The sequence below is a fragment of the Halobacillus sp. GSS1 genome, assembly GCF_017307035.1.
Classification (GTDB): Bacteria; Bacillota; Bacilli; order Bacillales; family Halobacillaceae; genus Halobacillus; species Halobacillus litoralis.
Map to the genome: position 1 here is coordinate 811711 of NZ_JAFLHE010000001.1, position 24780 is coordinate 836490.

Consider the following 24780-nt stretch of genomic DNA (forward strand, 5'->3'; position numbering starts at 1 on the left):
CCTCAATAATTGAACATAGCCATTACCCATGGAGATGCGATCAGAATTATCGACCCGGCCACTAGGGTTCTAGTCAAACTTAAGGGCAGCTTCTTTCTCCCTTTTCCCTTATACCAACCGGAAAACTGCCAGCGATTTCTGTAAAGCACAAATAGAATCCCGTACACTCCAATGGCGCCAAGCCATTGGTACTCTTCAGATAAAGGATGGACGTTATAGAAAGAACCGTGAACAACCCAAATCAGCGTCCCTCCGAAAATAAATAGAAAAGCGATTCGCAGTACCTCTAATAAGACTCTCATAATATGAATACCTTTCTATCAAACTTACAGACTCATGCCGATGTAGATCACCATCGCCGCTACAAAAAAACTGGCCAGAAATAAACCTCTTTGCATGCGCGTCCAATTTTTCATCCAGCCCCACCGCTTCCGATCACGATCGAACCAAAAGTAATCAAGAGCAACAGCGATTGCGATCATAATCATGACTCCAACCGTTTCCACATGGATCCCTCCTTTTATTCCTTCACATTCACAAGGATCGTCCCGAACGCTTCACCATCAAGACTCGTTTCCAGTCTCCAATCACCGCTTTCCGGCAAGGACATATTCGATGGAAGAGACGCATCGGCGCCATTTACCGGCCCCGCGACTTGTGCAGTTTCCAGAACGGTGACGGTTTCACCTGTTTCCATATGTGTGCCTGATACTTTGAAGGGACCGTCCAATTCATCTTCACTTCCCCAAAAATGCCACATGTACTTTTGTACCTCACCTTCGATCCATGGGGCATCAATGAAAGCGATTTTACCCGGGATTCCTCGCATCGTGTAGGAGCCGGCTTCAAACTCCTCGGTTTTTGTGGTAACCGATGACTCTTCATTTCCTGCTTGCTGACATCCTGCACAAATGATGAACAAAATGATCCAAACAATCTTTTTCATCAAACATCCTCCTTTCCAGCTTCCCCCATCATATCAAAATATGGGTATTATTTCCTTTTTCACCCATGCAACTTCATGAATGGAGAATGGTTTTATTCATTTTTAAGAATAAAGAAGAAGTATTTTGCCACAGTTTCCGCAACTCTATTGGACTCACCTACTATAATGATTTCAATACTCAAGGTGTAATTCCTTTAAAAAGACAGCGACTTGCAGAAATGAACACTCTCTTATCATTTAATGTCGAAAAAAATAATTACATTCCGCCGGATAAGGGTATGGGGATGTATGAAGGATAAAAATGAAAAGGGAGTGTCATTCCATGAGCTTTAAATTATATCAACATGCACCGGACTTCAAACTGTCTTCCGTCCAGGGAGAAGAGTTCCATTTTTCTGAGGATCTAAAAGAAAACAATCATTGGTACTTATTCGTGTACTTCCGCGGTTCATGGTGCCCTGTCTGCATGAGCGAGCTGGACGAATTCCAGAACACGTTGAGTTACTTCGAAGAACATGACATCAAATTCGCCGCGATTACTCACGAAAGCAAAGATAGTCTGGAAAAAATGGTAAGTGAACATGACTTCACCTTCCCTATTCTGATGGATGAGAATTTAGAGTTTCTATCCAACTACCATGTGCATTATCATGACGAACATGCGCCTTATGAAGACCATGGAACCCATGGGGAACCTGCTTACTTCCTGACAGATGAGCAGGGACGTGTCCTTTATCAGCAAAGACAGACAAGTCCATTCGGCCGTCCGCATCCAGATGAAATCAGAAAGATCATCAAGTATATCCGCGAGAACTTGAAATAATGACAAACGAGCTTCCTGTTCAGGAAGCTCGTTTTTTAATGGGAAAAACAGTTCCTTCTGAATCCGTGATCTGGTTCATATAAATCAGAAGGATGGAATCAAAGAGGGTGAACATTATGAACGAACGGATCAAGGATGCAATCGAACAACTGGAGACTGAAATCCAAGCCCGCCAGACGGATAACGGGTGTTTTCATTTTTGTTTTGAAAACAGCCTGATGACCGATGCCAATATGATTCTTCTGCTTCAAACGTTCTCGAAAGAAAAGGAGCTCACCATACAGTTGTGTGAGCGGCTCTCTTCCCTTCAAAACGAAGAGGGATACTGGAAGCTATATGAAGACGATGAAGGCAACCTTTCTGCAACCATCGAAGCGGTTTTCGCTCTTCTCTATGCCGGATACTATTCAAATGGTGACCTCGCGATTAGGAAAGCCAAGGATTTTATCCGGAAGCATGGAGGCTTGAACCGTGCTCATTCCATGACCAAAATCACATTGGCTATTCATGGGCAGTACCCATGGCCGAGTCTATTCCACTTGCCGGTTCACATCATTTTGCTTCCGCCATCTTCTCCTTTATCTTTTTATGATTTCAGTAGTTACGCACGTGTGCACATGGCACCCGTTCTGCTCTTATCCGATCAACCTTTTGTTCTGAAAAATAAACAGATTCCCGATATGAGTGACTGCTTTTTCAGAGAGGAGGAAGACTTGCTTCCAGAGGCAAGCCGGTCCTTGTTAACGAGTGTGCAGAATGCGGTTAAAACGTTGACCGGACTTCCTCATCGACTCTATCTGCTTTCAAGGCAACGACTGCTTACCTACATGCTACAGCGCATCGAGTCAGATGGAACACTCTACAGTTATTTCTCTTCCACTTTTTATATGATCTATGCTCTATTGAGTTGCGGGTATCAAAAACATGACCCCCTCATCAAAAAAGCCATCCAGGGACTCATGCAGCATGCCTGCCTGACAGAATGTGGCCTGCATATCCAAAATTCACCTTCTGATATATGGGATACGGCGCTGATTAGTCATGCCCTTCAAGCTCATCCCTCATCAAGTGTCCCTTTACACAAAGCCGAACAGTTTCTTTTGAAACATCAACAAACCAAATTCGGAGACTGGATGGTAGCTGTCAACCATACCGAACCAGGGGGATGGGGTTTTTCCAAAAGCAATACCATCCATCCGGATGTCGATGACTCCACAGCTGCTTTGCGGACGCTTCGTAAAGATCCCTCTCTCCAGAGCCATTACACGAGAGGCTTAAAGTGGGTCCTCGCGATGCAAAATGATGACGGTGGCTGGCCGGCTTTCGAGAAAGGAAAGACCAATCCTCTCTTGAAGTTCGTGCCTATAGACGGGTCCGAGTCGGCAAGCATCGACCCTTCCACAGCGGACTTGACGGGTCGGACCCTCGACTTTCTTGGTAGAGACGCTCGTTTTCCTCTGACCGATCCCCGCATTCAGAAAGCGTTGAACTGGCTGCGCTCCCATCAAGAAGGGGATGGATCATGGTATGGCCGCTGGGGAGTCACCTACATCTATGGGACCTGGGCCGCTATTACTGGAATGCGGGCCGTGGGAGTAAGCAAAGACGACCGCTCCATAAGAAGAGGTGTCCAATTTTTGGAGAACATTCAGAACGATGACGGTGGATGGGGAGAATCGTGTAAAGGTGACCAGGAGAAGATTTACATTCCTTTAGGAGAGAGCACCCTTTCACAAACCTCCTGGGCTCTGGATGCCTTGATGGATGTGCATGAAAGACGGACACCGGTCATTGAAAAAGGAATCTCTTGTGTGCTTCGAAAACTGGAGGAGAAGGACTGGACGTATGAATACCCGACGGGGGCAGGTCTCCCCGGAAACTTTTACATCTACTATCACAGCTACAACTACATTTGGCCGCTCCTTGTGCTAAAGAAATACTTATCACTCAGCCCGTAGAAAATACGCAAGTTAGCTCATATACCAAAAGCCACAGGGGCGAATACACAAACCTTCGCCTCTTTTCCCAGCGATTGGATGCCTAAATGAGAGGTTTGTACATATACATCTTTATATCAGACTACCTGTGAAGGGAGCAGAAAAAATGAATTCTCAAAACGTGTCTATGAATTCCGCCATCGATCCATACGTGTACCAGACACTCTTGTCCATCCAGGGCTCACCTGTCGTTGTCCAGACGACGCAAGGATCTGTACGCGGCGGGTTGAAGACGGTCATGCCGGATCATATCGTCGTCGAGGTGAGCGGAACTCCATTTTTCGTGAGGACCCAGCAGATTGTCTGGGTGTTTCCTGATCAACGCTACAAGTAAAAGGAGGATGTTATGTTTAAGCGACTCGACCGGATGCAGATTGCTCTGACCATTCCTGAACACGGCGACGCGAATGCGGCGGCTGCTGTTCAGGAACTTTTAGGCGGAAAGTTCGGCGAAATGTCCACATTGAATAACTACATGTTCCAGTCCTTCGCTTTTCGCCAAAAGAAAAAGCACCGTCCATTCTATGATCTCGTTGCAAGTATCACAGCTGAAGAATTCGGACATGTGGAACTCGTGAACAATTCGATTAACCTTCTTACTCGCGGAGTGACTTTTACCGGGGATCCCGATATCGCTCCCCTGCAAAATGGGTTGAACAAAAGAAATACCTATCAATTCATCGCTACAGCACAAACGGCCCTCCCAGGCGATTCGATGGGACGAGCCTGGACGGGGGACAACGTATTTTCCAGTGGCAACCTGGTGCTGGACCTTTTGCACAACTTCTTCCTCGAACTCGGTGCACGCACCCATAAGATGCGTGTCTATGAAATGACCGATCACCCGACTGCCCGTGAAATGATCGGCTACTTACTTGTCCGCGGGGGTACGCATGCCCTTGCTTATGCGAAAGCATTAGAGATCGCAACAGGGGTCGATGTGAAAAAAATGCTCCCTGTGCCTGACCTCGACAACTCCAAGTTCGATTATGCCCGCCCCTACCTTGATCAGGGATTGGATAATATTCTCTACACATGGAGCGATTATGATTACGGGGAGATCAGGAAGATATGGAAAGGGACGAACCCGGAAAACGAACAGCCCCTTAAGGTCATCCAAGGTACGCCAAAAGGAGCACCGATTCCTGACCTCGATGACCTGCCTGAAGAATTCGCCCCTGGCATCGACCGGGATGATTATGAACGGATTGCCAAGAAACTGATGGAGAATATGTAAGAAAAAAAGAGCGTGATCCTCTATAGGAGGTCACGCTCTCAATTGTTCTATTTCCTCTTGTTCTTCTTCCACCGGCGGTTTTTCCAATTTATATACGAGCACCCCGCCGATCAACAAAGCGATGCCTGCAAGCTTTGTCACAGATAGAGGCGATGCATCAAAGCCGAACCAGCCTCCCGTATTGATGACAAAAGCGATGACGATTTGTGATATGAGGGCGATGGAAATCGCATAGGCCGGACCGATCAGTGTTACGCCGCGCATGAGGCAGAACACGATTCCTACTCCGAAAACGCCACTGAAAAGAAAGATTTTGTTCACATCACCGAAATCAAACAAGCTCCTCTCTTCCATGGCATAGAAGACGGGTAGAGAACAGACAAGCCCTAAACCGAGCACGAGTGTTGTCGTCGCCCAGGCTCCTGTTTTCTCACTGACACGTGCATTGAACACGTTCTGCATACTGATCAAAATGCCGGCTACGACTGAAAATATGACACCAAGCATGGGATCCCTCCTTACTCATAAATGTTTCCGTTCGCAAGCTCCCGGAGTTTTTCCAAATCTTTAATCTTAATCGAACCATTCGCTCGTTCAATAATCCCATCAGAACCCATTTTCTTCAGCACCCGGTTCAAATGGCGGTAACTCGTCCCCACCCATTCGGCGAGCTCTGTAAGATTCGCCGTCCGCATCTCCTGATGAAAAAGTGTCCCTTCCCCATCTGAAGAGATGGATAGGAAATAACTGGCCAGCCGCACTTCGACAGGATAGAGCATATGCAGGCTCGACGCCTGGGATTCGGAATAAAACTTGTGTGCCACCGTCTCCAGTAAAAAACGAATGAATGGCGGATGGTTCCTTTCGAGATCCTTCAAATCCTCAAAGGACGCAGCAAGCATCACCCCATCAGAAACCGCCTCGACAGAGTTGATCACAGAGTTCCCTTTAACATATTCCACATCCCCAATCACGCCGAGCGGCCGTTTGAAACGGTTGATCAAAGACTTCCCTTCCGGTGTAAGGGTGAAAATTTTGATCTTCCCCTCCACGAGCAGGTACATGTCATGCAACGTTTCCCCAGGTGCGAAAAGAACGTCCCCTTTGGCGAAAGTGTAAACGCTCATTTTCGGAACAAATTCTTCAGGGAAAATCCGTTCCAGCTCGTACCTCTCGATATAAGAATGCGGATTGATTTTTTTGTTTTCTTTCATAAAAAACGAGCTCCTTTTACAGTTGGAAAAGGATGACACCCACGAGCATCATAGCGATTCCGATTCCCTGCCTTTTGGTCACAGGAATTTTGTTCTCACCGAACCAGCCTTTCGATTCGATGACAAAAGCTGTACCGATTTGTGCCACGAGTAAAATGGCGATGGCACTTGCCGGGCCGATCATTTTGATAGCCGTCAATTCTGCAAAAACGACGACAACCCCGAACGTCCCTCCGATCAGATAAAGGAAGGGCACTCGTTTAAAGCTTTTCGCTTTTCCGTCCCTGACATAAAAATAAACGAGAATGGATATCGTGAAAGCGACCAGATGGACCATCGAAGTGGTATGCCAGCCGCCTATGGAGTCACTCATCCTCGCGTTGAAGATGCCCTGCATCGTGATGCACAAGCCTCCGAGTAGTGAAAATAAAGCACCTTTCATCGTTCATCCTCCTGTTCTGAAATCCATTTAAAAGGATGACGGCAATTTCTGAAAGGACATATGTCCTAAAGACTTAAATTTATCACATATTCATCAATATTGAAGGTGTGTAGAAGACTCATTTTTGATGTTTTCCGGGGTACGTTTGCTGTATTGAGCGAAAGGGGTGGCTGGGAAGCAACTCGCTTTCCTGTGGGGGAGCACCGCGCTCCCGCGGAAAGCAAGTCATTCCCCGCAGCCCCTACCCACTCAACAACAATCTCGAAACTACCCCTTCACGAAAAGCAGCCTTTAGTGAAGGGTATCTATCCATAGAAAAAGACGCTTTAGGAGGAAGCGTCTTTTTCTTTCATGAGCTGTTCACTTTTTTGTACACGCTGCTCTAACGTTTTCTTGAGCTGTTCCTTGTACTTTTCTTCTACGAGAATGTACAGGAAATCACCAGCTTTGATTTCTGTTTCACCGTATGGAGTAATGACTTCATTATTCCGAATGATGGCACTGATGTTGGCGCGGTTCGGAAAACTGACTTCATGGAGTTTCTTGCCGACAACCGCCGATTCGGCATTGGTCTGGTATTGAATCATTTCTGCCTTGGCTTTCCCCATGGATATCAATTCAATGCTGTGGTGCGGGATGTCTTTTTTCGGTCCCACCAGGTTCATCTTTTTCGCAACAAGCGAAATTGTAGATCCTTGGACGAGTGCTGAGGTCAGCACAACGAAGAAGACGAGATTGAATAAAGCCTGGCTGTTCTGAAGTCCCTCCACGATCGGAAAGGTGGCGAGTACGATCGGTACAGCCCCGCGCAGGCCGGCCCAGGAGATGAACAGTTTTTCTTTCGTTGAATAGTTCATCTTGAACAGCGATAAGAAAACAGCGATCGGTCTTGCGATCAAAATAAGTACGATCGATAGCAATATGCCGTTGACGATAATACCAGGTGTGAACAATTCACTCGGGAATACATAAAGACCGAGGATGACGAACATCAGAATCTGCGCCATCCAGGCAAATCCCTCATTGAACTGGAAAATCGAATAGCGGTACGTCAGTTCACTATTTCCAATGACCAATGCGGCTACGTAAACCCCCAGGAAGCCACTACCTCCACTAAAAGCAGTGATGCTGTAAGTCGCTAGTGCGAACGCTACAGAAAAAATTGGATAGAGGGCACTGGAGTCCAGTTTGATGCGGTTAATGGAAAGAGATGCTAATTTCCCTAACGCTAGACCAATGATCAGGCCAAGACCCATCTGCAAAAAGAACGTCGGGATCAGCATCCAGAACGATGATTGCTCTGAAGTGATCAATTCAATAAGTGATAATGTCAAGAAGACAGCCATCGGATCGTTGGTTCCGGACTCCGCTTCTAAGGTCGCCCCCATTTTCGCCTTGATGTTTCTTTCTTTCAATGCTGCAAAAACGGCCGCTGCGTCGGTGGAGCCAACGATGGCACCGAATAAGAACGATTCCAGCCAACTCAGTTCGAACAGGAAATAGGCGGCAAGTCCGACAATAACAGAGGTGATCAACACTCCAATGGTAGCAAGTGACAGCGAAGGGACAGCAACAGAACGCACGGTTCCCCACTTCGTATGTAGACCACCTTCGAACAAAATAATGACGAGGGCAAATACACCGATAACCTGAGCCGTCCCGGCATCACTGAAATAAACGATTCCGAGTCCTTCACTGCCGAAAGCCATGCCGACCATAATGAAAAGGATCAATGCCGGGATACCCCACCGGCTGGAAAATTTGGCTACAAGCACGCCGCTGAATAATAATAATGCCGTTAATAATAAAAATGAATCCGTCCCAAAAGCGTCAAAAAACATGTAGGTTTCGATTCTCCTTATGCACTCAATTTGGTTTTGAATGTTTTGGATTTAAGTCATGAAAAAAAGTAGGCAGAGCGTGGATCAATATATTCAGAAGTAAAATAGGAAGCTTCAGTTGTATATCCATCATTATCCTATATCCATGATATGAAATCAAAGATATCACCTTGTCCCTTTCAGCCATTTGTGTATCCAGACAGCCGCCTGAGCACCTTCGCCCATGGCTGTTGTGACAAATTGTGTGTGATCCACCACATCCCCCGCAGCCCAAATGCCATCAATATTAGTCATTTTCGTTCTCGGATGTACAACGAGGTGGCCTTTATCGGTGGCTTCCGCTCCAAGTTTAACTGCTAAACCCGATTGAACCCGATTCCCTCCGAAAGCAAGGAAAGCTTTATCCATATCCCAGCGATGGTTGCCGGCTGTTTCAATGGCTTCCAGTAATCCTCCGTTGTGAACGAACCTGTCCACTTCCGTTTGCTGGACAAGGATTCGGCGGTCTCTCAACTTCCCCTGCATATCAAGCGATACAGGGGCACCGCCATGGTTGAAGAAGATAATCTCCTCGCTCCAGTCTTTAAGCGAAATAGCAAGCTCCGCTCCCGTTTCTCCACTCCCGATGACAGCCGTCTTCTGGCCGATGATTTCGTACCCATCACAGTCCGGACAAACATAAATAGATAAACCTAAGCATTCTTTCATACCAGGTATGGAAGGGAAATTTTCTTCGATCCCTGTAGCGAACAAGACGGTCTGAGTGTCGATGGATTTCCCTTCACCTGTTTCAATGATGAAGTTCGAATGAACATCGACGACTTTACTTTCCATCGTTTCCACCCCAAAGGACTTCGCTTGTGTAACACCCGCATGACGGAGCTCAGGTCCACTCACCCCGTCCGGAAAACCGATGATATTATTATACTTACGGCACAGATTCGAGCGTCCTTTACCACTATCGATAAGCAAAACCCTATGCTGATATCTTCCGAGCATGATTCCTGCCTGCAAACCTGCAATCCCCCCACCGATGATGACGCAGTCGTAAGACAAACCTACCCACTCCTTTCTCAACTCTTCCTACTTTTCCCCTATCGTTTCCCCTCATTCCCATTTATAATATAGAAGGACGAATCTAACGATAGAAAAGGTGTTAACGAAAATGAGCTTACTCACAGTGAAAAACTTGAGCCACGGCTTCGGTGATCGCGCGATCTTCGATGACGTGTCTTTTCGTTTGTTAAAAGGAGAACACATCGGCTTGATCGGAGCAAACGGTGAAGGCAAGTCGACGTTCATGAATATCATTACAGGAAAACTCGAGCCGGATGCCGGGAAGGTCACGTGGGCGAAGCGGATCCGTATCGGTTACCTCGACCAGCATGCCGATTTGAAACAAGGCATGACGATCCGCGATGTTCTGCGGACAGCTTTCCAATACTTGTTCGACATGGAACAGGAGATGAACGACCTTTTTGCCAAGATGGGCGAAGTCGATCCGGATGAACTTCAGGACTTGCTGGAAGAGACAGGCGTGCTTCAGGATATGCTGACGAATAATGATTTCTACACGATTGATGCCAAAGTGGAGGAAGTGGCAAACGGACTTGGCCTTAACGAAATCGGTCTTGACCGTGATGTGCATGATCTCAGTGGCGGTCAGCGTACGAAAGTACTGCTTGCGAAGCTGTTGCTGGAGAAACCGGAGATTCTGCTTCTCGATGAGCCGACCAACTACCTTGATGTTGAACATATCGAATGGCTGCGGACGTACCTTCAGGAATATGAGAATGCCTTCATCCTCATTTCTCACGACATCCCGTTCCTGAACAGTGTCGTCAATTTGATCTATCATATGGAAAACCAGGAGCTGACCCGCTACCCTGGCGACTATGACGAATTCCTCCGTGTTTATGATATGAAGAAACAACAGTTGGAGGCCGCTTATAAAAAGCAGCAGAAAGAAATTGCCAACCTGAAGGATTTCGTCGCCCGAAACAAAGCGAATGCGGCGACAAGTAAAATGGCGATGAGCCGTCAGAAGAAGCTGGATAAGATGGACGTCATCGAACTCGATGCTGAAAAGCCGAAACCGCAATTCAACTTCAAGCAGGCCAGGACTCCAGGGAAGTATTTGTTTGAAACAAAAGACCTCGTGATCGGTTATGATGAGCCGCTGTCCAGGCCTCTTAACCTTTCGATGGAACGGGGACAGAAAATCGCCTTGTCAGGGGCGAACGGCATCGGTAAAACGACCTTACTGAAAAGTATACTCGGTGAGATTCAGCCGGTTTCAGGCTCCGTTGAGCTTGGCGAGCATCTACACATCGGTTACTTTGAACAAGAGTTGAAAGAGATTGGAGACAACACTTGTATCGAAGAAGTATGGGAGGAGTTCCGTCACTTCACCCAATACGAGGTGCGTGCGGCACTTGCGAAATGCGGACTGACCCGTAAACATATCGAGAGTAAAGTCCAAGTATTGAGCGGTGGCGAAAAAGCGAAGGTCCGCCTCTGCAAGTTGATCAACAAAGAAACAAACCTGCTCGTACTCGATGAGCCGACGAACCACCTGGATGTGGATGCTAAGGCTGAACTGAAGCGTGCGTTGAAAGAATACAAGGGAAGCGTTCTGCTCATCTCCCACGAACCTGAATTTTATGAAGATATCGTCACGGATGTATGGAACTGCGAAGATTGGACGACGAAAGTCTTTTAAAAGTCGAAAACCCTCCATGCCGGGACTCGGTTTTCTTTCCAGAATTTTTTGATTGACCTATAAAATCATCGCTAATAAAATGTGGTCACGAATTAGAGAAATCCTCTACTCGTGACCACTTTTTTTATGGAAAGGAGGCATTTGTCATGCTTTATCGTGCCACGGTTTACCTTGTCGGTATGTTCATCAATTTCTTCGGAGTCGCCCTTCTCATCAACGCGACGCTCGGGGCCGGTTTCTGGACCTCGTTCTTCATCGGAGTGTCCGATCACTTCGGTTATACGGTTGGATTTTGGTACGGAGCTTTTCAACTGATCATCATCTTCATCAATGCCAAATTGATGAACTCATTACCTGAATCGAGGGCGGTCGTGCCTGTGTTCCTCGAAAGCTTGATTTTAGACTTTTGGCTGGAATTTGTGTTTGCTCCGGTCAACTTGTCCGCCGCCCCATTTGCTTTGCAAGTACTGACACTGCTTGCTGGAGTCGGATTCATCGGATTAGGAGTTGCGATCTATATCCTGCCTCAATTTCCGAGGGCTCCGGTCGATCAGTTGTTCCTTGCGGTAAGTGCCAGGTTTCAGTTGAGTCTTCAGACAGGTCAAACGTTGGTAGCGGTGATCATGACAAGCCTTGCCTTAGCCATTGGTGGCCCGGTCGGACTCGGCACCCTTGCACCGATGCTATTTCTTGGGCCCGTGATTCAAATTTTCTACACCAGAGCCTATCCATTATATTACAGGCTGCATCCCACTGGAGAGAAAGCTTACCAACAAGCCTAATACTAAAAAGGAAGACTGTTTGAAACAGTCTTCCTTTTTTTAGTTTGATTCCAAAAATTCCGCAGAACTCAAATGATAAAGATCACCGGACACACCAACTGATCGGACCTTTTCTAGATTGCTAACGAACATACGACTGGTAAAAACCGTTGCCCCGTCATCACAGAATATTTCAATACTGGACCGATCAATGTAAATCATAACTCTGTGGCTGGTTAAGCATTTTCTTTTTGCATACCTTTTTGTCCCAAACTTTTCTGCATAAACATGAGTCATTTTTGACCGATCAAGTTCATACTCTTCTCCATTTGACGAGAAGGTTACACACTCTCCTTTGTCATTTTCAAAGGTTATTTCAAAAACTTCCTCAACCATAATTCTCATTTCAAAAGCTTGTGAATGAAGTCTATGGAGAGTCTTTAGGGTCTCCTTATCTTTACGGAGGTTCACCAGCTCTTCCACAGGACTTTGAATCAATTCATTGCCCTTCACTTCGAGTGTCCTCGGTATGGTCAACATATGGGCCCACATGTTAGGGTCCGTCGGATATTCACTCTTTGAATTTCCAAGCCAACCGATCAGAATTCTTCTGCCTTGATCATCGACATATGTTTGAGGTGCGTAAAAGTCAAACCCTTTATCAAGTTCAATATAATCCTCAACTTCAAAATGCCTGCGTTCGAGATCCATCGGCTCCCCGATCATATAAGCGACAGAGAATACATTATTGAAATTGTACTTATCGGTTTTCAAGTCTCCTTGAGGGGAGAAAATGAAGATCCCTTGTTCCTCCACTTCAAAGTAATTGGGACATTCCCACATGTAACCAAGCTTACCTAATGGAGTAGACACTGTTCCTTCGTAAGTCATTTGATCCATCGATTCACCTTTGTATAAGGCGAGTCCTCCTTCATTGGTCATCATTTCACCACCGACCAACATGTAATAGGAACCTTCCCTTTCAAAAACGACAGGATCGCGGAAGTTATGGGTGAATGCTATAGGAGAGCCATTAGCTATGACTTGTGCTTTCCTAATGAAATTGTCAGGATCCATCACAGCATGAACCTGGCTTTGGACGACCTCTCCGTCACCAGTCAAATGATTCCCTGTATAAAAGAGATGAAGAGAATCACCTTCCACCACCCCAGATCCTGAATAGCAGCCATGAGAATCATAACAATGATCGGGATAAAGAGCGATTCCGTGATCCTCATAATGGACAAAATCTTTCGTGGAAACATGATACCAGTGCTTCAATCCATGAACAGGCCCTAGAGGAAACCACTGATAAAAAATATGATGTCTTCCCTTGTAATAAGATAGACCGTTCGGATCATTGAGCAAACCATGCCTTGGAGCTACATGGTAGGTAGGGTAATAAGGGTCCTCTTTAGCCTTCTTTTCTATGTGTCGTAAATATTGTTCGGAAACATCCGTCAATCGTAAATAACGATTTTGGCGATTCGTAAAATCAATAGCTGTAATCATAGGCAAGTCCCTTTCTTTCACATGCAAGTCAATCGTTTATCCATGATTGACCTGGTAATTCAAATCTGGTTGCTGTGCCGTCGACTTTTCTTTATAAGCCAGGAATGTCACAGTAAAAGAGGTCGCTAACGAGACGAGGATGACGAGAATATATTGGAAAAAGCCATCTCCGATATAGAGTAGCAGTCCAGGGAGCATCGTCGAACCTGTGCCCGCAGCTGCGATTCCTAATATGGAAGCTAAACCGCCACCAACAGCTCCTCCCAGACAACCGAAGAAGAACGGTTTCACTTTTGGCAGGTTAATAGCAAACATGACCGGTTCAGTAATTCCCAAAAAGGCCGGAATGACAGATCCGAACATATTTGAGCGTTTTATTCGGTTTTTCACCTTGAGAATGACAGCGATGGCAGCTCCGGCCTGTCCTGCTATAGCAGCTGTACCAATCGGATTAATTAAATCATACCCGGTTTCAGCGACCATCTTGACTGTAATCGGTACAATGGTATGGTGCATACCAGTGATAGCCAGGAATTGTATGGCCCCACCATATATGAAACCTCCAAGTCCAAACGGCAGTTCAAAGAAATACATGATTCCTGATGTGATCAGATTTTCAATCCCTAAGATCAGAGGACCAACCATGACCAATCCTAAAACAAGTGAAAATAACAAGGTAACAAATGGAGTTAAAATCAAGTCCAATACTTCAGGGATATACTTTCTCGCACTTTTCTCGATCCTTGCTGCGAGCCACCCCATAAAGACGGCAGGCAGTATAGAACTCTGCATTCCCGTAATCGGAATATCAAAGCCGAAGAACGGCAGCAACAATGGTTCCGCCTCTCCAAAAGAAACCGCCCACTTATCCGGCAATTGAGGGGCGACCAACATTAAACCAAGAGCGATCCCGATGACTGGTGAACCACCGAACTTCTTCATCGCGGACCAGGTCACCAGTACAGGAATAAACGTAAAGGCGGTATCTGTAAGCACTTGGGATAACACCAAAATCGTGTTGGATAATTCCATACCAAATCCATTGATCAACAACCCTCGGAGTCCCATCAGTAAACCTGTGGCGATCAAGACAGGGATGACCGGAATAAAAATATCAGCAAAAGTCTTCGTCAGTTGTTGGGCCTTTGTACGATTTGTTTCACGTTTTTCGTCTTCCCTATCTTCTTGTGTTTCAGCAATTCCCTGATTTGATAACTCAGCATACACTTTATTAACAAAACCAGTACCTAGGATCACTTGGTGCTGACCACTCTGATGGAAATAACCACTGACCCCTGGAATGGTATCAAACGCTTCCGGGTCCAACTTCTGGTCATTATGCAATTCCACTCTCAATCTTGTAGCACAATGACTCATTCTATAAATGTTCTCTTTTCCGCCCAAGGCTTCTAAGACCTGTCTTGCCACCATTTTTACATCTTTAGCCATACCCCTCACTCCTATTTCGTAATGACCAAAAGTGGAAACGTTTCCACTTTTGGTTAAAAAATAAAGGTCATAATTGGAAACGTTTCCACTTTTAACTATAAAGAAAAGCGACTCTAGAAATCGCTTTTGCTACTACAATCATGTTATCGCTTTCAGGGTGTCTTGTCAATAACTTTTTTATCTTGTGCTGTTTCCGTCGTGAAAATGAACAGGAAGAACAACTTTTTCATCCGTTGGTTGTTCTGTAATGATTGAAATTAAAGTATCCACAGCTTTTTCAGCCATCAGTGATACCGGTTGTTTGATGGTTGAAAAGGTCAGCTGATCATCTTTGCTGGCGGTCACACCATCATAACCGATGACTTGAACATCCTCAGGCACAGAACGCCCCATATCTTCCAGGACCTCTATGGTGATCCTCGCCCACTTATCATTCATCGCAAACACGCCATCGACGTCCGGATACTTTTCGATGAACTGTTGGACACTCTCATAAATATCACGGACCGGTTCTTGCAATTCAAAAATCTGAAAGGGGTGTTGCAGCATTTTCGCTTGATCTTCGAATCCGCGCCTCCGCTTCATCGATTCATTCATAATGGGAGAGATACTGCCAAGAAAAGCGATTTTTTCGCTCCCTTTTTCAATCAGCTTACTAGCTGCCAGCCGTCCTCCTTCTTCATTATCGCTCGTTACATAGGCCACATCCTCTGTAAAGTGGCGATCAATACTTACTATAGGCAGTTGGCTGGAGATGTATTGATCCAGATCATGACTGTAGGTAATGGCTATCAAACCATCCATTTTATTCTTCTCCAACATGGATAGATAGTTGATTTCTTTCGCTACATCATCCTGAGAATTGCAAAGGATCATCTTATAGCCATGCATGGAAAGCCTCTCCTCCGTATGGTAAGCGAATTTAGAAAAGAAAGGATGCCAGATGGAAGGGACGATGAGAGCGATCGAATGCGTTTGCTGCATCTTGAAACTTCTGGCGACCTCATTCGGTTTATACTTCAATGCTTCAATCGCTTGCTCTACTTTCAATCGTGTAGATTCTTTAACGGGACCATTTTTATTAATGACTCGGGATACGGTACCTAAACCGACGCCGGCTTCCTTGGCTACATCTTTCATATTGACCACTTTAACACCTTCTTTATGTATCATTCTTGCTAGATTCATTGTAGCATATTCGAGTTTTATCCTGAGCATCTGCTACACGTAAAAACTCTCCCTTGTGATATATTACTTCTGTAAACAAAAAGAGGAGGGTAAAAAGATGAGTGACAAAGAAACCAGAAAGCAGGAAATTTTAGAAGCCGCCAAATTCCGGCATGCAACCAAGCAATTCAACCCGGATAAAACCATTCCAGAAGATGACTTTAACTTCATCCTTGAAGTCGGCCGCTTATCACCGAGCTCGTTCGGATTTGAGCCGTGGCGCTTTGTCGTCGTTCAGAATCCTGAACTGCGACAAAAGATCAAAGATACGGCCTGGGGAGCGTATGGCAAACTGCCAGATGCCAGTCACTTCGTCATTTTCCTCGCAAGGACGAGGAAAGATACCCAGTATGATTCCGAATACTTGCAGGACCACTTCAAGAACGTCAAACAGATCCCCGATGATAACCTGAAAAAATATTTGAGCCGGATCGAAGAATTCCAAAAAGAAGACTTCAAACTGCTTGAAGGCGATCGTCCACTTTATGACTGGGCTGGTAAGCAAACGTATATTGCTCTATCCAACATGATGACAGCGGCAGCTGAAATCGGTATCGACTCCTGCCCGATTGAAGGATTTAATATGGAGAAAATGAATGAACTCCTGGAAAACGAAGGTCTACTCGAGGACGGAAGCTTCGGTATTTCCGTCATGTGTGCGTTCGGGTACCGCTCTCAGGAGCAGCCTGAAAAATCACGTCGTTCTTTCGAAGATGTCGTGAAATGGGTGTAAAAGATAAAAAGGAACTTCCTCTTGGGAAGTTCCTTTTCTTATCAGTAGAAAATCAGAAATCCACTAAAAATGGCTGGCGGCTTTCATCTAAACAAAGTTCAATCCTCTCCCAAAAGTTTCCCCATGTCACCATCTTACGTGCTATATCAAGGGGAAAGAAACCGACTTCCAAAGCTTCATCTGTCGTTCTCAACGTTCCTCCGACCGCTTTTCCTAAGAAAAGGGTGTTACAGATGGAACGATCGACGTTTTGGAACACACCGCAAAACTTTGTAAGCTCCACTTCCAATCCGCACTCTTCTTTCGTTTCTCTGATGGCCGCCTCTTTTAAGGATTCCCCTTCCTCCACTTGACCTCCAGGCATCTCCCAGCCACGCTTCGGTCCTTTAATTAGAAGTACTTCATTTTCTTCATTCGTTATAATAGTCGCTGCTGATACGATGTGTTTCGGTGGTGTCATGATGCGTCCTCCTGTTTTTTTGAAAAATCTTCAGAATCACTTCCTTACGCGGGAAGTCGATACGATTCAATTGTTCTACGTATGTAGCCATTGGATAAGGCACATGACGCTTGATGTATCGCACATCTCTGCCGTCTACTTCAATGATGGCATAACGTGCAAAAGGTTCGTTGTTACAACCCAAAGCTCCGGGATTGAAGAATACTTGCTCGTTCATGGAAAAATGATGGCCATCATGGTGATGACCGAAGCATACAATCGCTTCCCTTTCCAATTCCTCCAACTGTGAAAAGTTTTCTCCATTCGGTGGGCCGATCTGGTCAAAGGGATCCTCACTAATCGGCAGGAGACTCGCTTTCGTGTCCATCGGATAGTGTGTGAACTGAAACGTACGTGCTTCTACCTCTTTCACGATCTTCCTTGGCAGCGTTTCCATCCACTTGGCATATCTCTTGTACAAACGATCGGCGATCCACTGATGATGCTCCTTCACATCAGCCCTGCTTTCAGGATAAGGGTCCTCATTCATCAGGGCAAGCACAGCTTCATCATGATTCCCTCTGACAATAATCGTGTCCTTTAATGCATATAACCTTTCGCACACTTGATTGGAAAATGGACCGATCCCGATCAGATCACCTGTACAAACCGTAAAATCTACATGCTGCTTTTTGAGATCACGAAGGGCAGCTTGTAGAGCGTAGATATTTCCATGGACATCTGTCATCACCGCAAACCTCTTCATCCATATAGCCTCCTTCCTTTTATATATTAGTGTACATACAAGTCCAAGCTTTTCTTTTCCCATTTTCATAGAATAGATTATCCCTCTATGGTGAAAGGAGGTGAGAGATATGCTTCGTACAGGAGACCGCATTGAAGTATTTTCGGCTGGAAGATCAATCGGGACAGGAGTCTTCATCCAGTTCACCTCTGCTGATGATTCACTCGCCCTTAACAACGATTTTCTCTTGTGGGTCGATGACAGTGATCAATCCACTCATATGACAGATATTAGTACCATTAATATCAGAAGGATCGCATGATCAGTCTTTAAAAACCGAACGGGCGACGTTCGGTTTTTCTTCATTATATGCCGTATTATCCACTAGGATTCATATTTAGAAAGGAACACTTCCAACGTCTTATTGTATAAATCAGGCTGCTCTGTATGAACCAAGTGGGAAGCTAATGGAAGAACGGCTGCATGCATGAATTCTGATTGTTCTTTGTAGAAAGTCACACCTTTGAGCTCGTGTTCCAACCCCTCCCCGATCAAATATAGGACAGGCATGGTGAGCGCCTGTATGGAGTGGACTTCATCAAAAGGATACCAGTCTTCGTCCTGCCCCATATGAATAAACCTTTGCCACCCTTGTCCATGAAGGGAGTCAAAGTAAGCGCAGGCTTCTTCATCGTTTAAAAGATTCATACGGAACTTGGATTCTTCTTCATTCATAGTCTTCCAATTGCCCGGTTTAAGCGGAGTCACTCCTGAGATAGTCAGGGTCCGAACAAATCCAGGATATCTTTTGGCTAAAAAGAGCGCTGCCAAGGCTCCAAATGAACTACCAACGATATGAGCGCTTTTAATTTCCTTGGCACGGAACGTTTCTTCCAGATCGTCAGCCGCCTGATTAAAATAATCATCCAAATCATCAGAAGAAGATTTCCCATGCCCTCTTAAATCAGGCGAAATCACCTGGTATTCGGAGGAAAAATACTCGCGCTGCTTCTCAAAATCCGTCTCTCCTGTTTGTAAGCCGGTGTGCAGAAAAACGAGGGGCTCCCCGTCCCCTGCCACTTCTGTATGTAAAATCATCGTTCCCCTCCTAGCATTTGCAGATCATCAATAGATTGCCATCAGGATCCTTAAAATTGAAAAAGTGCCCGAATTGAATATCAGAGACCACATCGATGCCTTTTTCCTTCATATACGAGTAAGCTTCCTCAATGTCTTCTGTATTAAAATGAAAGGCAGGCGTTCCATATACCACTTCTTCTGAATAAATCTTGCTATCCAACACAACTCCTGCATGTTTCATTGGTAAAACATAAAGGTGACCACCTGGGAAATCATCTTCCGCCGGCACACCAAGCAGATCACAGTACCAGTCGCGAGCTTTCTCAATGTCTTTGACCGGGACAAAAATGGCTCCTACTTCGTTTTGAATCGGGCTTTTCATTTGAATCGTCCTCCTCTTATGATTATCGACCTAAAAATCCGCCGTCCGAATGGATGACCTGCCCGGTCACCCAAGAAGCATCCGGGCTCACAAGGAAACGAATCAGCTTGGCAGCATCGTCTGCCGTTCCCAAGCGCCCTTTAGGGAATAAGGGCAGAAGGCCTTCCTTCGTCTTCTGATCCATCCAGCCGGTATCCGTCGGGCCCGGGTCGACAGCATTCACGTTGATTCCGATGGGGGCAAGTCCTGTGGCTAAAGGTGGAGTGATCGCCTTCAACGCCCCTTTAGTCGCAATATAAGCCAGGTTATTCGGATCCGGCCCTCCGGATACTAAAAAGACGATGCTTCCATCTCCTTCCGATTGGAACGTTTTCTCAAATAAATTCGCGAAAGCCTGAGTTAACAAAATCGGGCCTTTATTATTGATTTCATAGTGATGATCCAGCAGCTCTGAAGTCAAATCCTTGTAGTTCGTATTCACACTGAATGTAGCATTATGGACGAGTATCGAAGGCACTCCAACTTCTTCTACTGCCTTTTCTAATAATTTCTTTGGCAGATCTTCGTCCCTCAAATCCGCTTCCATATGAGCGGCTCGAACCCCTATTTCATTCAGCTGTGCCGCAAGATTTTCCGGCCAATGTTTTTCTACTCCTTCTCCATAGGCTTCATCATAAGGGCAGTAATGAGTGAAAAAGAGGTCCGCCCCTGCTTCGGCGAGTCTATAACACGTACTTGTCCCAATCCCATGTTCACGACTTACGCCTGTGACAATGGCGACTTTTCCTTTTAACGGCTGACTTTGTTTTTCATTTTTCATTCCATATGAACCTCCAAAACCTTTAAAACCATTTTTCGCATCATTCAAAATTGTTGACCATTGAATCGTTTCAGTTCTCCTGCAGTCTCTGCCACTTTTTCAAAACATCAGATTCTTGCTCCCTTGTAATGCCTGCACCTCTATCCTCATTAGATCGGTGCTGGTCCCAGTGATACGTGTCCAGAATGGTTTCTTTTAAGGGCCGGAACTTCAATCCACACTGAATTGCCTTTGATGCATCCTGACTGAAATCTTTATCAGTCGGAATCCAGACGGGAAGGTCCTTCCAGGGCTGAATACCTTCCTCCGTCAAAAACGGTGCAGGTATCCAAGTAAAGGTCACCGCTTCATTCAGTGTGGACGCACACGTTTCTAAAAACTTCTGTATAGTGAGCTTGTTGTCAGGACCGTTGGCATTGAAAATACCTGTGTGTTCTGTTTTAGACAGATGGACAATCCACTCTGCCAAATCCCTGGCATCAATGAACTGAATCTGTTGATCTTTCCGACCAGGAGCGAGCACTTCCCCTCCCGCAGCGACTCTTGAAGGCCAGTATGTAAAGCGATCGGTCGGATCATGAGGCCCTACAATCAATCCCGGTCGGATGATGATGCTCTTATCTTCCATCCTGGTTTGGACTTCCTGCTCACAATGAGCCTTTAAAGGTCCATATAAGGATGGATCAAACGTTTCTTTTCGTTCCGCCTGTTCCAATTCCTCTTTCGTCAAGATCATCCGTTCTGCTGTTTCCTCCAGGTCAGGAACATCCGTAAAATCCGGATACACCGAAATGGTCGATATGAACACATACTTCTTTGTAAAGCCGGAAAGAACGTCCAGACTCCTGGATACCGTAGATGGTTTGTACCCACACGTATCGATAACCGCATCCCAATTTTGGTCAGCCAGTTTTTCCAGGTCCTCAAGGTTCTCCCGATCCCCGTAAATATTTGTCACCTCTTCAAACAATCCAGGGTTTGTCTTCCCTCTATGAAATATCGTCACCTCATGATTATCGCTTAAGGCTGATTCAACGATGTGCCTCCCCAGAAATTTCGTCCCGCCGATGATAAGCAGCTTCATGTACCATCCACTCCTTGTTTCTTTTTTGTCAGCCATTGATTTAAAAAGGGCTGATCTTCAGGAAAAGAGAGCGCCAATTCGATCAAATCATCTTGCGAAACCCAGCGAACCTCATGAATGAAATGGTCAGGATCCTGGATTTGCATTTTTCCACCCGTCACGGTGCAGGAAAAGTATTCGACATGGATATCCGTCTTTCCTATTCTTCCTCTTTTCGTTTGCAAACGTTCCCTTACGTGAATGATGTAGCCCGTTTCTTCTAAAGTTTCTCTCTCACAGCATTGTTCAATACTCTCTCCATGAAACAGACCTCCTGATGGAACGGTCCATGTTTTCTTTTCTTCCGGCTTGCCCTGGAGAACCATCAAAAGTTCATGCTGTCCGTTGATACAGACAGCTGCTGCTCCCCGCCACTCAGCCATCACTTAACACACTGAATAGCAGAGAATCACGGCGCCCTTCTTTCATTTTCAAATGGCCCCGCAAACGTCCTTCCATCTCCATGCCGCACTTTTCCAACACCCGTATCGATCCTTTGTTATCAGGGTGACAAGTCGCTTGAATACGCTTTAGATGAAACGACTGGAAACCTTCACGGATCAATCTTTGCGCTACTTCTGTCCCTATGCCCCGGCCCCATTCATCCGGATGTAGGATGTAAGCCATTTCGCCAGTCTGATGAAAAGCATCCAAAATCGTCAGTTCCGCAACTCCAATGAGGTTTTCATTCCCCTCGTGCAGGATGGCCCACGCGTGTTTACGAGATTCCGGCTGCCTGATTTCGTGGACTAAGTGCTGGACATAGTCCTGGGTATCCTTTTCCGTATTCGGCCCCCATGGCTGGTATTGAGAGACCTCTGCTTTCGAAGCATAGGTATGGATCTTCTTCCAATCTTCCTGTTTGAGCTCACGGAACATCAACATGCATGCTCACCTTCCTTTTCACATATTCCATGATCTGACCTTGATGGACGGTAAAATGATGATGGAAAGGTTGTTTTTCATTCAAAACAGTATGTAGATAATACGGGATCATCGGGCTGACCCCGTAATTGTCTTCGGAAAGGACCCAGGAAATGTCTTTCCAGACCAGAATACCCTCATCCATCTCCACTGGCTTTGAGTAGGCATCATCATCGAGGCGAACGACATACGCCTCCATCCCGCCTGTTCTCCCGCCATCTATTGCCCAGGAAATGGTCCCTTTATATTCGAATAGATGCGCTTCGAAATAAAGTTCTGTTTCCTCTGCCACTTCACGCTGCACACTAGAAAGCGTGGTCTCTCCTTCTTCAATTTTTCCTCCGACACCGTTCCACAACCCCTGGACGGGAGGTGCGTTTCTGTTCAACACGAGCAATTTTCCGTCCCGCTGGATGAAACAGATGGTATATCCGATTTCCATATTTCTCTCTCCTCAACGATAGGACTTGAATCGGTCTTCCTGGTAGAGACCGGGTAAATAGGCTTCTAATAGATTGCCATCTAAATCTTTGAATTTAAAATGCCCCTTACTCCCGCCCTCTAAGACAACGACACCACGTTTCACTAAGGTTTTCCTGCAAGCTTCCACGCTGGTAGGAGAGATGCTGAAAACAGGGTGGGTCCCCTCCAGGTTGTCCGGAAGCTCGGTGTGCGTAGACTTTTCGATCAAACAAACCGGGACGCCTCCCTCATGCTCGAGAACCACTGTTTTTCCGTAATCCTTCAACACCCGTAAACCTAGGATTTCTTCATACCACTCCACAGCTTTTTTAATTTCTTTTACTCTCACATTGATTTGATAGACTCCTGTAAAAAGGCTCACGGTTTTTCCTTCCTTTCATGATCCTTCGGATGTTTTTACGATTCCGTTCCTTCATCGTATAAAGGGTATTGGTATGATTTTTTTCCTAACATAAAAGAATACTTAGGGTCACGGATATCAGACGTTAAAGATTCCCCGTCTGCGCCCCAGATGCCTGCTTGGAATTTCCGTATGTCCTCTTTATCAACAATGACGATTGCTTCGCTTTGTTTCTTTTCTTCAAAACTTTCCATCTAATGGATGATGACGTTCTCAGGAATCGTTGCAGAGAGCGACGAACACGAGATTAGGAAATCAGCAAGAAATAAAAAATAGGACCTTACGAATCCCCTGCCCTTGATAGCATGGATACATGATATCTTCTGCATTTTTACAATAAAATCCTTTATTCCATAAGAAAAAGCACAATCCGACAAAGGATTGTGCTACTCCGATCTATTTGACTGGAATCCATATTTCCGAGTAATAGTCTTCACTGTTAGGATTACCATCGTGATAGACTTCTAGCTCAGGGCCACCGGCATTTTCATAGCCGCTGGATGGAAACCATTCGGAATAGATCTTCTTCCACGTTTCCTGCATGGCGTGTGGCATAGCGCCATGCACACCGAAAACCGCCCATTTTGCTTTTGGAACATGCAAAGACTCTAAACCTTGGACCTCTCCCCCTTCATGGGAAGTGGCAATCCAGTAGTCGATGTGGTTCTCTTTTACAGCCGTTTTGTCGACACAGATTCCCAGAAGCCCTTTTACAGGTCCATTGTTTTCTTTCAACAATTTCTGGTCTGTACCATCTCCATTGACTTTCCCCCACATCTGAGGGATGCCTTTCAGATTCTCACCGTTCAGACAGGAAAACTCTTCTTTCATACCAACCACATGAAACGCTTCTTTTTCCACTACTTCATACTCCATCGGATCAGCTCCTTTTAAATTCACCTGGATGACCAGGCGGTTGTATGCGGTCATCTTTCCCCTGTAACTCCGTGCTTCTCGAGGTGATATGCCGTGCTGCTTCCGGAACGCCCTGGAAAAAGACTCGGGAGTTTCATAGCCATACTTGTAAGCGACATCGATGATTTTCCAATTCCCTTTCTCAGTTCCTGTGCTGCGAGGGTCAACCTTCGTCTTCGCAGATATTCTGCGACTGTCGTACCGGTCAGAAGGCTGAAGATCCGCTGGAAGTGATAGGGGGAGGTATAGGCTGCCTTCGTCACCTCATCCATGGAGAGATCCTCCAATAAGTGCTGTTCCATGAAGTCGATGGCTTCCTGCATCGATTGTATCCAACTCATGGCTTCCCCTCCCTCGGTTTCATTCTATCCATACTTTATCATGAAAACCTGACAGCAAGTGCTTGCTGCTGTCAGGTTTAATAAAAAAAGAGTTCCATTAAGGGAAACTTCCTATTCGAAAGTCCATGGAAATCGAGAAAAGAAAAGCCCGTATGAAGGAAATATGTGGTTATCCCTGAAGAGATTAAGGGTATTAAACCTTAATGTAAATCTACTTTAGGAGG

At 45.7% G+C, this 24780-nt stretch carries 32 protein-coding genes; 8 read left to right on the forward strand and 24 right to left on the reverse strand.

What is annotated here, in order from left to right; genetic code table 11:
- Positions 1-2: 2 nt before the first annotated feature.
- From J0K78_RS04250 to J0K78_RS04260, 3 genes are read right to left on the reverse strand one after another with little or no spacing between them, the layout of a single operon-like run.
- Positions 3-302 (reverse strand): hypothetical protein, encoded by a 300-nt coding sequence (locus tag J0K78_RS04250; protein WP_206945545.1) that lies wholly within the window; start codon positions 300-302, stop codon positions 3-5.
- Positions 303-326: 24 nt separating this feature from the next.
- Positions 327-506 carry a hypothetical protein gene (locus J0K78_RS04255; RefSeq protein ID WP_206945546.1) on the reverse strand — a complete coding sequence of 60 codons (180 nt, stop codon included), beginning with the start codon at positions 504-506 and terminating at the stop codon, positions 327-329.
- A gap of 14 nt (positions 507-520) precedes the next feature.
- Positions 521-946: a DUF4871 domain-containing protein gene (locus J0K78_RS04260; protein ID WP_206945547.1), complete on the reverse strand. Its 426-nt coding sequence runs from the start codon at positions 944-946 to the stop codon at positions 521-523.
- A gap of 322 nt (positions 947-1268) precedes the next feature.
- Between J0K78_RS04260 and J0K78_RS04265 the strand changes: the two genes are divergently transcribed.
- The 4 genes from J0K78_RS04265 to J0K78_RS04280 all read left to right on the forward strand — a co-directional run bounded on the left by J0K78_RS04265 (position 1269) and on the right by J0K78_RS04280 (position 5003).
- Positions 1269-1769, forward strand: a complete 501-nt coding sequence (locus tag J0K78_RS04265; RefSeq protein WP_206945548.1) for a peroxiredoxin family protein — start codon at positions 1269-1271, stop codon at positions 1767-1769.
- A 116-nt stretch (positions 1770-1885) separates the two neighbouring features.
- Entirely contained in the window at positions 1886-3727 is a 1842-nt protein-coding gene (locus J0K78_RS04270; protein WP_206945549.1) for a terpene cyclase/mutase family protein, read from the forward strand.
- A gap of 145 nt (positions 3728-3872) precedes the next feature.
- Positions 3873-4100, forward strand: a complete 228-nt coding sequence (locus J0K78_RS04275) for a YuzF family protein (protein ID WP_160915783.1) — start codon at positions 3873-3875, stop codon at positions 4098-4100.
- Between the two features lie 12 nt (positions 4101-4112).
- A complete protein-coding gene (locus J0K78_RS04280) occupies positions 4113-5003 on the forward strand; it encodes a manganese catalase family protein (protein WP_206945550.1) in 891 nt (296 codons plus the stop codon).
- A 30-nt stretch (positions 5004-5033) separates the two neighbouring features.
- On the opposite strand, the gene J0K78_RS04285 is transcribed toward J0K78_RS04280, so the two are convergent.
- The 5 genes from J0K78_RS04285 to J0K78_RS04305 form a co-directional block, all read right to left on the reverse strand.
- Positions 5034-5510 (reverse strand): DMT family transporter, encoded by a 477-nt coding sequence (locus J0K78_RS04285; RefSeq protein ID WP_206945551.1) that lies wholly within the window; start codon positions 5508-5510, stop codon positions 5034-5036.
- An 11-nt stretch (positions 5511-5521) separates the two neighbouring features.
- The gene (locus tag J0K78_RS04290) at positions 5522-6217 is read right to left on the reverse strand and encodes a Crp/Fnr family transcriptional regulator (protein ID WP_206945552.1); all 696 of its coding nucleotides are present in this window, start codon (positions 6215-6217) and stop codon (positions 5522-5524) included.
- Positions 6218-6233: 16 nt separating this feature from the next.
- Positions 6234-6659: a DMT family transporter gene (locus J0K78_RS04295; protein ID WP_206945553.1), complete on the reverse strand. Its 426-nt coding sequence runs from the start codon at positions 6657-6659 to the stop codon at positions 6234-6236.
- 326 nt (positions 6660-6985) lie between these two features.
- The gene (locus tag J0K78_RS04300; RefSeq protein WP_206945554.1) at positions 6986-8500 is read right to left on the reverse strand and encodes a potassium/proton antiporter; all 1515 of its coding nucleotides are present in this window, start codon (positions 8498-8500) and stop codon (positions 6986-6988) included.
- A 165-nt stretch (positions 8501-8665) separates the two neighbouring features.
- Complete coding sequence (locus J0K78_RS04305) at positions 8666-9556, reverse strand: NAD(P)/FAD-dependent oxidoreductase (RefSeq protein ID WP_206945555.1); 891 nt, start codon at positions 9554-9556, stop codon at positions 8666-8668.
- Positions 9557-9665: 109 nt separating this feature from the next.
- Here J0K78_RS04305 and J0K78_RS04310 point away from each other — a divergent pair, with 109 nt between their 5' ends.
- A complete protein-coding gene (locus J0K78_RS04310; protein WP_160915775.1) occupies positions 9666-11222 on the forward strand; it encodes an ABC-F family ATP-binding cassette domain-containing protein in 1557 nt (518 codons plus the stop codon).
- 146 nt (positions 11223-11368) lie between these two features.
- Positions 11369-12004 (forward strand): YczE/YyaS/YitT family protein, encoded by a 636-nt coding sequence (locus J0K78_RS04315; protein ID WP_206945556.1) that lies wholly within the window; start codon positions 11369-11371, stop codon positions 12002-12004.
- Between the two features lie 39 nt (positions 12005-12043).
- On the opposite strand, the gene J0K78_RS04320 is transcribed toward J0K78_RS04315, so the two are convergent.
- The 3 genes from J0K78_RS04320 to J0K78_RS04330 form a co-directional block, all read right to left on the reverse strand.
- Complete coding sequence (locus J0K78_RS04320) at positions 12044-13495, reverse strand: glycoside hydrolase family 32 protein (RefSeq protein ID WP_206945557.1); 1452 nt, start codon at positions 13493-13495, stop codon at positions 12044-12046.
- Positions 13496-13531: 36 nt separating this feature from the next.
- A complete protein-coding gene (locus J0K78_RS04325) occupies positions 13532-14944 on the reverse strand; it encodes a PTS transporter subunit EIIC (RefSeq protein ID WP_206945558.1) in 1413 nt (470 codons plus the stop codon).
- Positions 14945-15121: 177 nt separating this feature from the next.
- Positions 15122-16084, reverse strand: a complete 963-nt coding sequence (locus J0K78_RS04330) for a LacI family DNA-binding transcriptional regulator (RefSeq protein WP_242517738.1) — start codon at positions 16082-16084, stop codon at positions 15122-15124.
- A gap of 145 nt (positions 16085-16229) precedes the next feature.
- On the opposite strand from J0K78_RS04330, the gene J0K78_RS04335 reads away from it, so the two are divergent.
- Positions 16230-16904 carry an NAD(P)H-dependent oxidoreductase gene (locus J0K78_RS04335; RefSeq protein WP_206945560.1) on the forward strand — a complete coding sequence of 225 codons (675 nt, stop codon included), beginning with the start codon at positions 16230-16232 and terminating at the stop codon, positions 16902-16904.
- Positions 16905-16956: 52 nt separating this feature from the next.
- Here the strand turns inward: J0K78_RS04335 and J0K78_RS04340 are convergent, their stop codons facing one another.
- A complete protein-coding gene (locus J0K78_RS04340; RefSeq protein WP_160915769.1) occupies positions 16957-17364 on the reverse strand; it encodes an NUDIX hydrolase in 408 nt (135 codons plus the stop codon).
- The gene (locus tag J0K78_RS04345) at positions 17315-18109 is read right to left on the reverse strand and encodes a metallophosphoesterase family protein (protein WP_206945561.1); all 795 of its coding nucleotides are present in this window, start codon (positions 18107-18109) and stop codon (positions 17315-17317) included. The genes J0K78_RS04340 and J0K78_RS04345 overlap by 50 nt, the downstream gene beginning before the upstream one ends.
- A gap of 109 nt (positions 18110-18218) precedes the next feature.
- On the opposite strand from J0K78_RS04345, the gene J0K78_RS04350 reads away from it, so the two are divergent.
- Entirely contained in the window at positions 18219-18410 is a 192-nt protein-coding gene (locus J0K78_RS04350) for a hypothetical protein (protein WP_206945562.1), read from the forward strand.
- 62 nt (positions 18411-18472) lie between these two features.
- Here the strand turns inward: J0K78_RS04350 and J0K78_RS04355 are convergent, their stop codons facing one another.
- From J0K78_RS04355 to J0K78_RS20245, 11 genes are all read right to left on the reverse strand, one after another.
- Positions 18473-19186, reverse strand: coding sequence for an alpha/beta fold hydrolase (locus J0K78_RS04355; RefSeq protein WP_206945563.1), 714 nt, complete (start codon positions 19184-19186; stop codon positions 18473-18475).
- Positions 19187-19196: 10 nt separating this feature from the next.
- Complete coding sequence (locus tag J0K78_RS04360) at positions 19197-19550, reverse strand: VOC family protein (RefSeq protein WP_206945564.1); 354 nt, start codon at positions 19548-19550, stop codon at positions 19197-19199.
- 22 nt (positions 19551-19572) lie between these two features.
- Positions 19573-20370 (reverse strand): SDR family oxidoreductase, encoded by a 798-nt coding sequence (locus J0K78_RS04365; RefSeq protein WP_206945565.1) that lies wholly within the window; start codon positions 20368-20370, stop codon positions 19573-19575.
- 70 nt (positions 20371-20440) lie between these two features.
- The gene (locus J0K78_RS04370) at positions 20441-21454 is read right to left on the reverse strand and encodes an NAD-dependent epimerase/dehydratase family protein (protein WP_206945566.1); all 1014 of its coding nucleotides are present in this window, start codon (positions 21452-21454) and stop codon (positions 20441-20443) included.
- Positions 21451-21876, reverse strand: coding sequence for an NUDIX hydrolase (locus tag J0K78_RS04375; protein WP_206945567.1), 426 nt, complete (start codon positions 21874-21876; stop codon positions 21451-21453). Before J0K78_RS04375 ends, J0K78_RS04370 begins: the two co-directional genes overlap by 4 nt.
- The gene (locus J0K78_RS04380; RefSeq protein WP_206945568.1) at positions 21869-22378 is read right to left on the reverse strand and encodes a GNAT family N-acetyltransferase; all 510 of its coding nucleotides are present in this window, start codon (positions 22376-22378) and stop codon (positions 21869-21871) included. Before J0K78_RS04380 ends, J0K78_RS04375 begins: the two co-directional genes overlap by 8 nt.
- Positions 22362-22859: an NUDIX hydrolase gene (locus J0K78_RS04385; RefSeq protein ID WP_206945569.1), complete on the reverse strand. Its 498-nt coding sequence runs from the start codon at positions 22857-22859 to the stop codon at positions 22362-22364. The genes J0K78_RS04380 and J0K78_RS04385 overlap by 17 nt, the downstream gene beginning before the upstream one ends.
- A gap of 12 nt (positions 22860-22871) precedes the next feature.
- Entirely contained in the window at positions 22872-23261 is a 390-nt protein-coding gene (locus tag J0K78_RS04390; protein WP_206945570.1) for a VOC family protein, read from the reverse strand.
- Positions 23262-23296: 35 nt separating this feature from the next.
- The gene (locus J0K78_RS04395; RefSeq protein WP_206945571.1) at positions 23297-23494 is read right to left on the reverse strand and encodes a hypothetical protein; all 198 of its coding nucleotides are present in this window, start codon (positions 23492-23494) and stop codon (positions 23297-23299) included.
- 202 nt (positions 23495-23696) lie between these two features.
- A complete protein-coding gene (locus J0K78_RS04400; RefSeq protein WP_370551074.1) occupies positions 23697-24341 on the reverse strand; it encodes a GyrI-like domain-containing protein in 645 nt (214 codons plus the stop codon).
- Positions 24227-24556: a helix-turn-helix domain-containing protein gene (locus tag J0K78_RS20245; RefSeq protein ID WP_370551038.1), complete on the reverse strand. Its 330-nt coding sequence runs from the start codon at positions 24554-24556 to the stop codon at positions 24227-24229. Before J0K78_RS20245 ends, J0K78_RS04400 begins: the two co-directional genes overlap by 115 nt.
- Positions 24557-24780 lie beyond the last annotated feature (224 nt).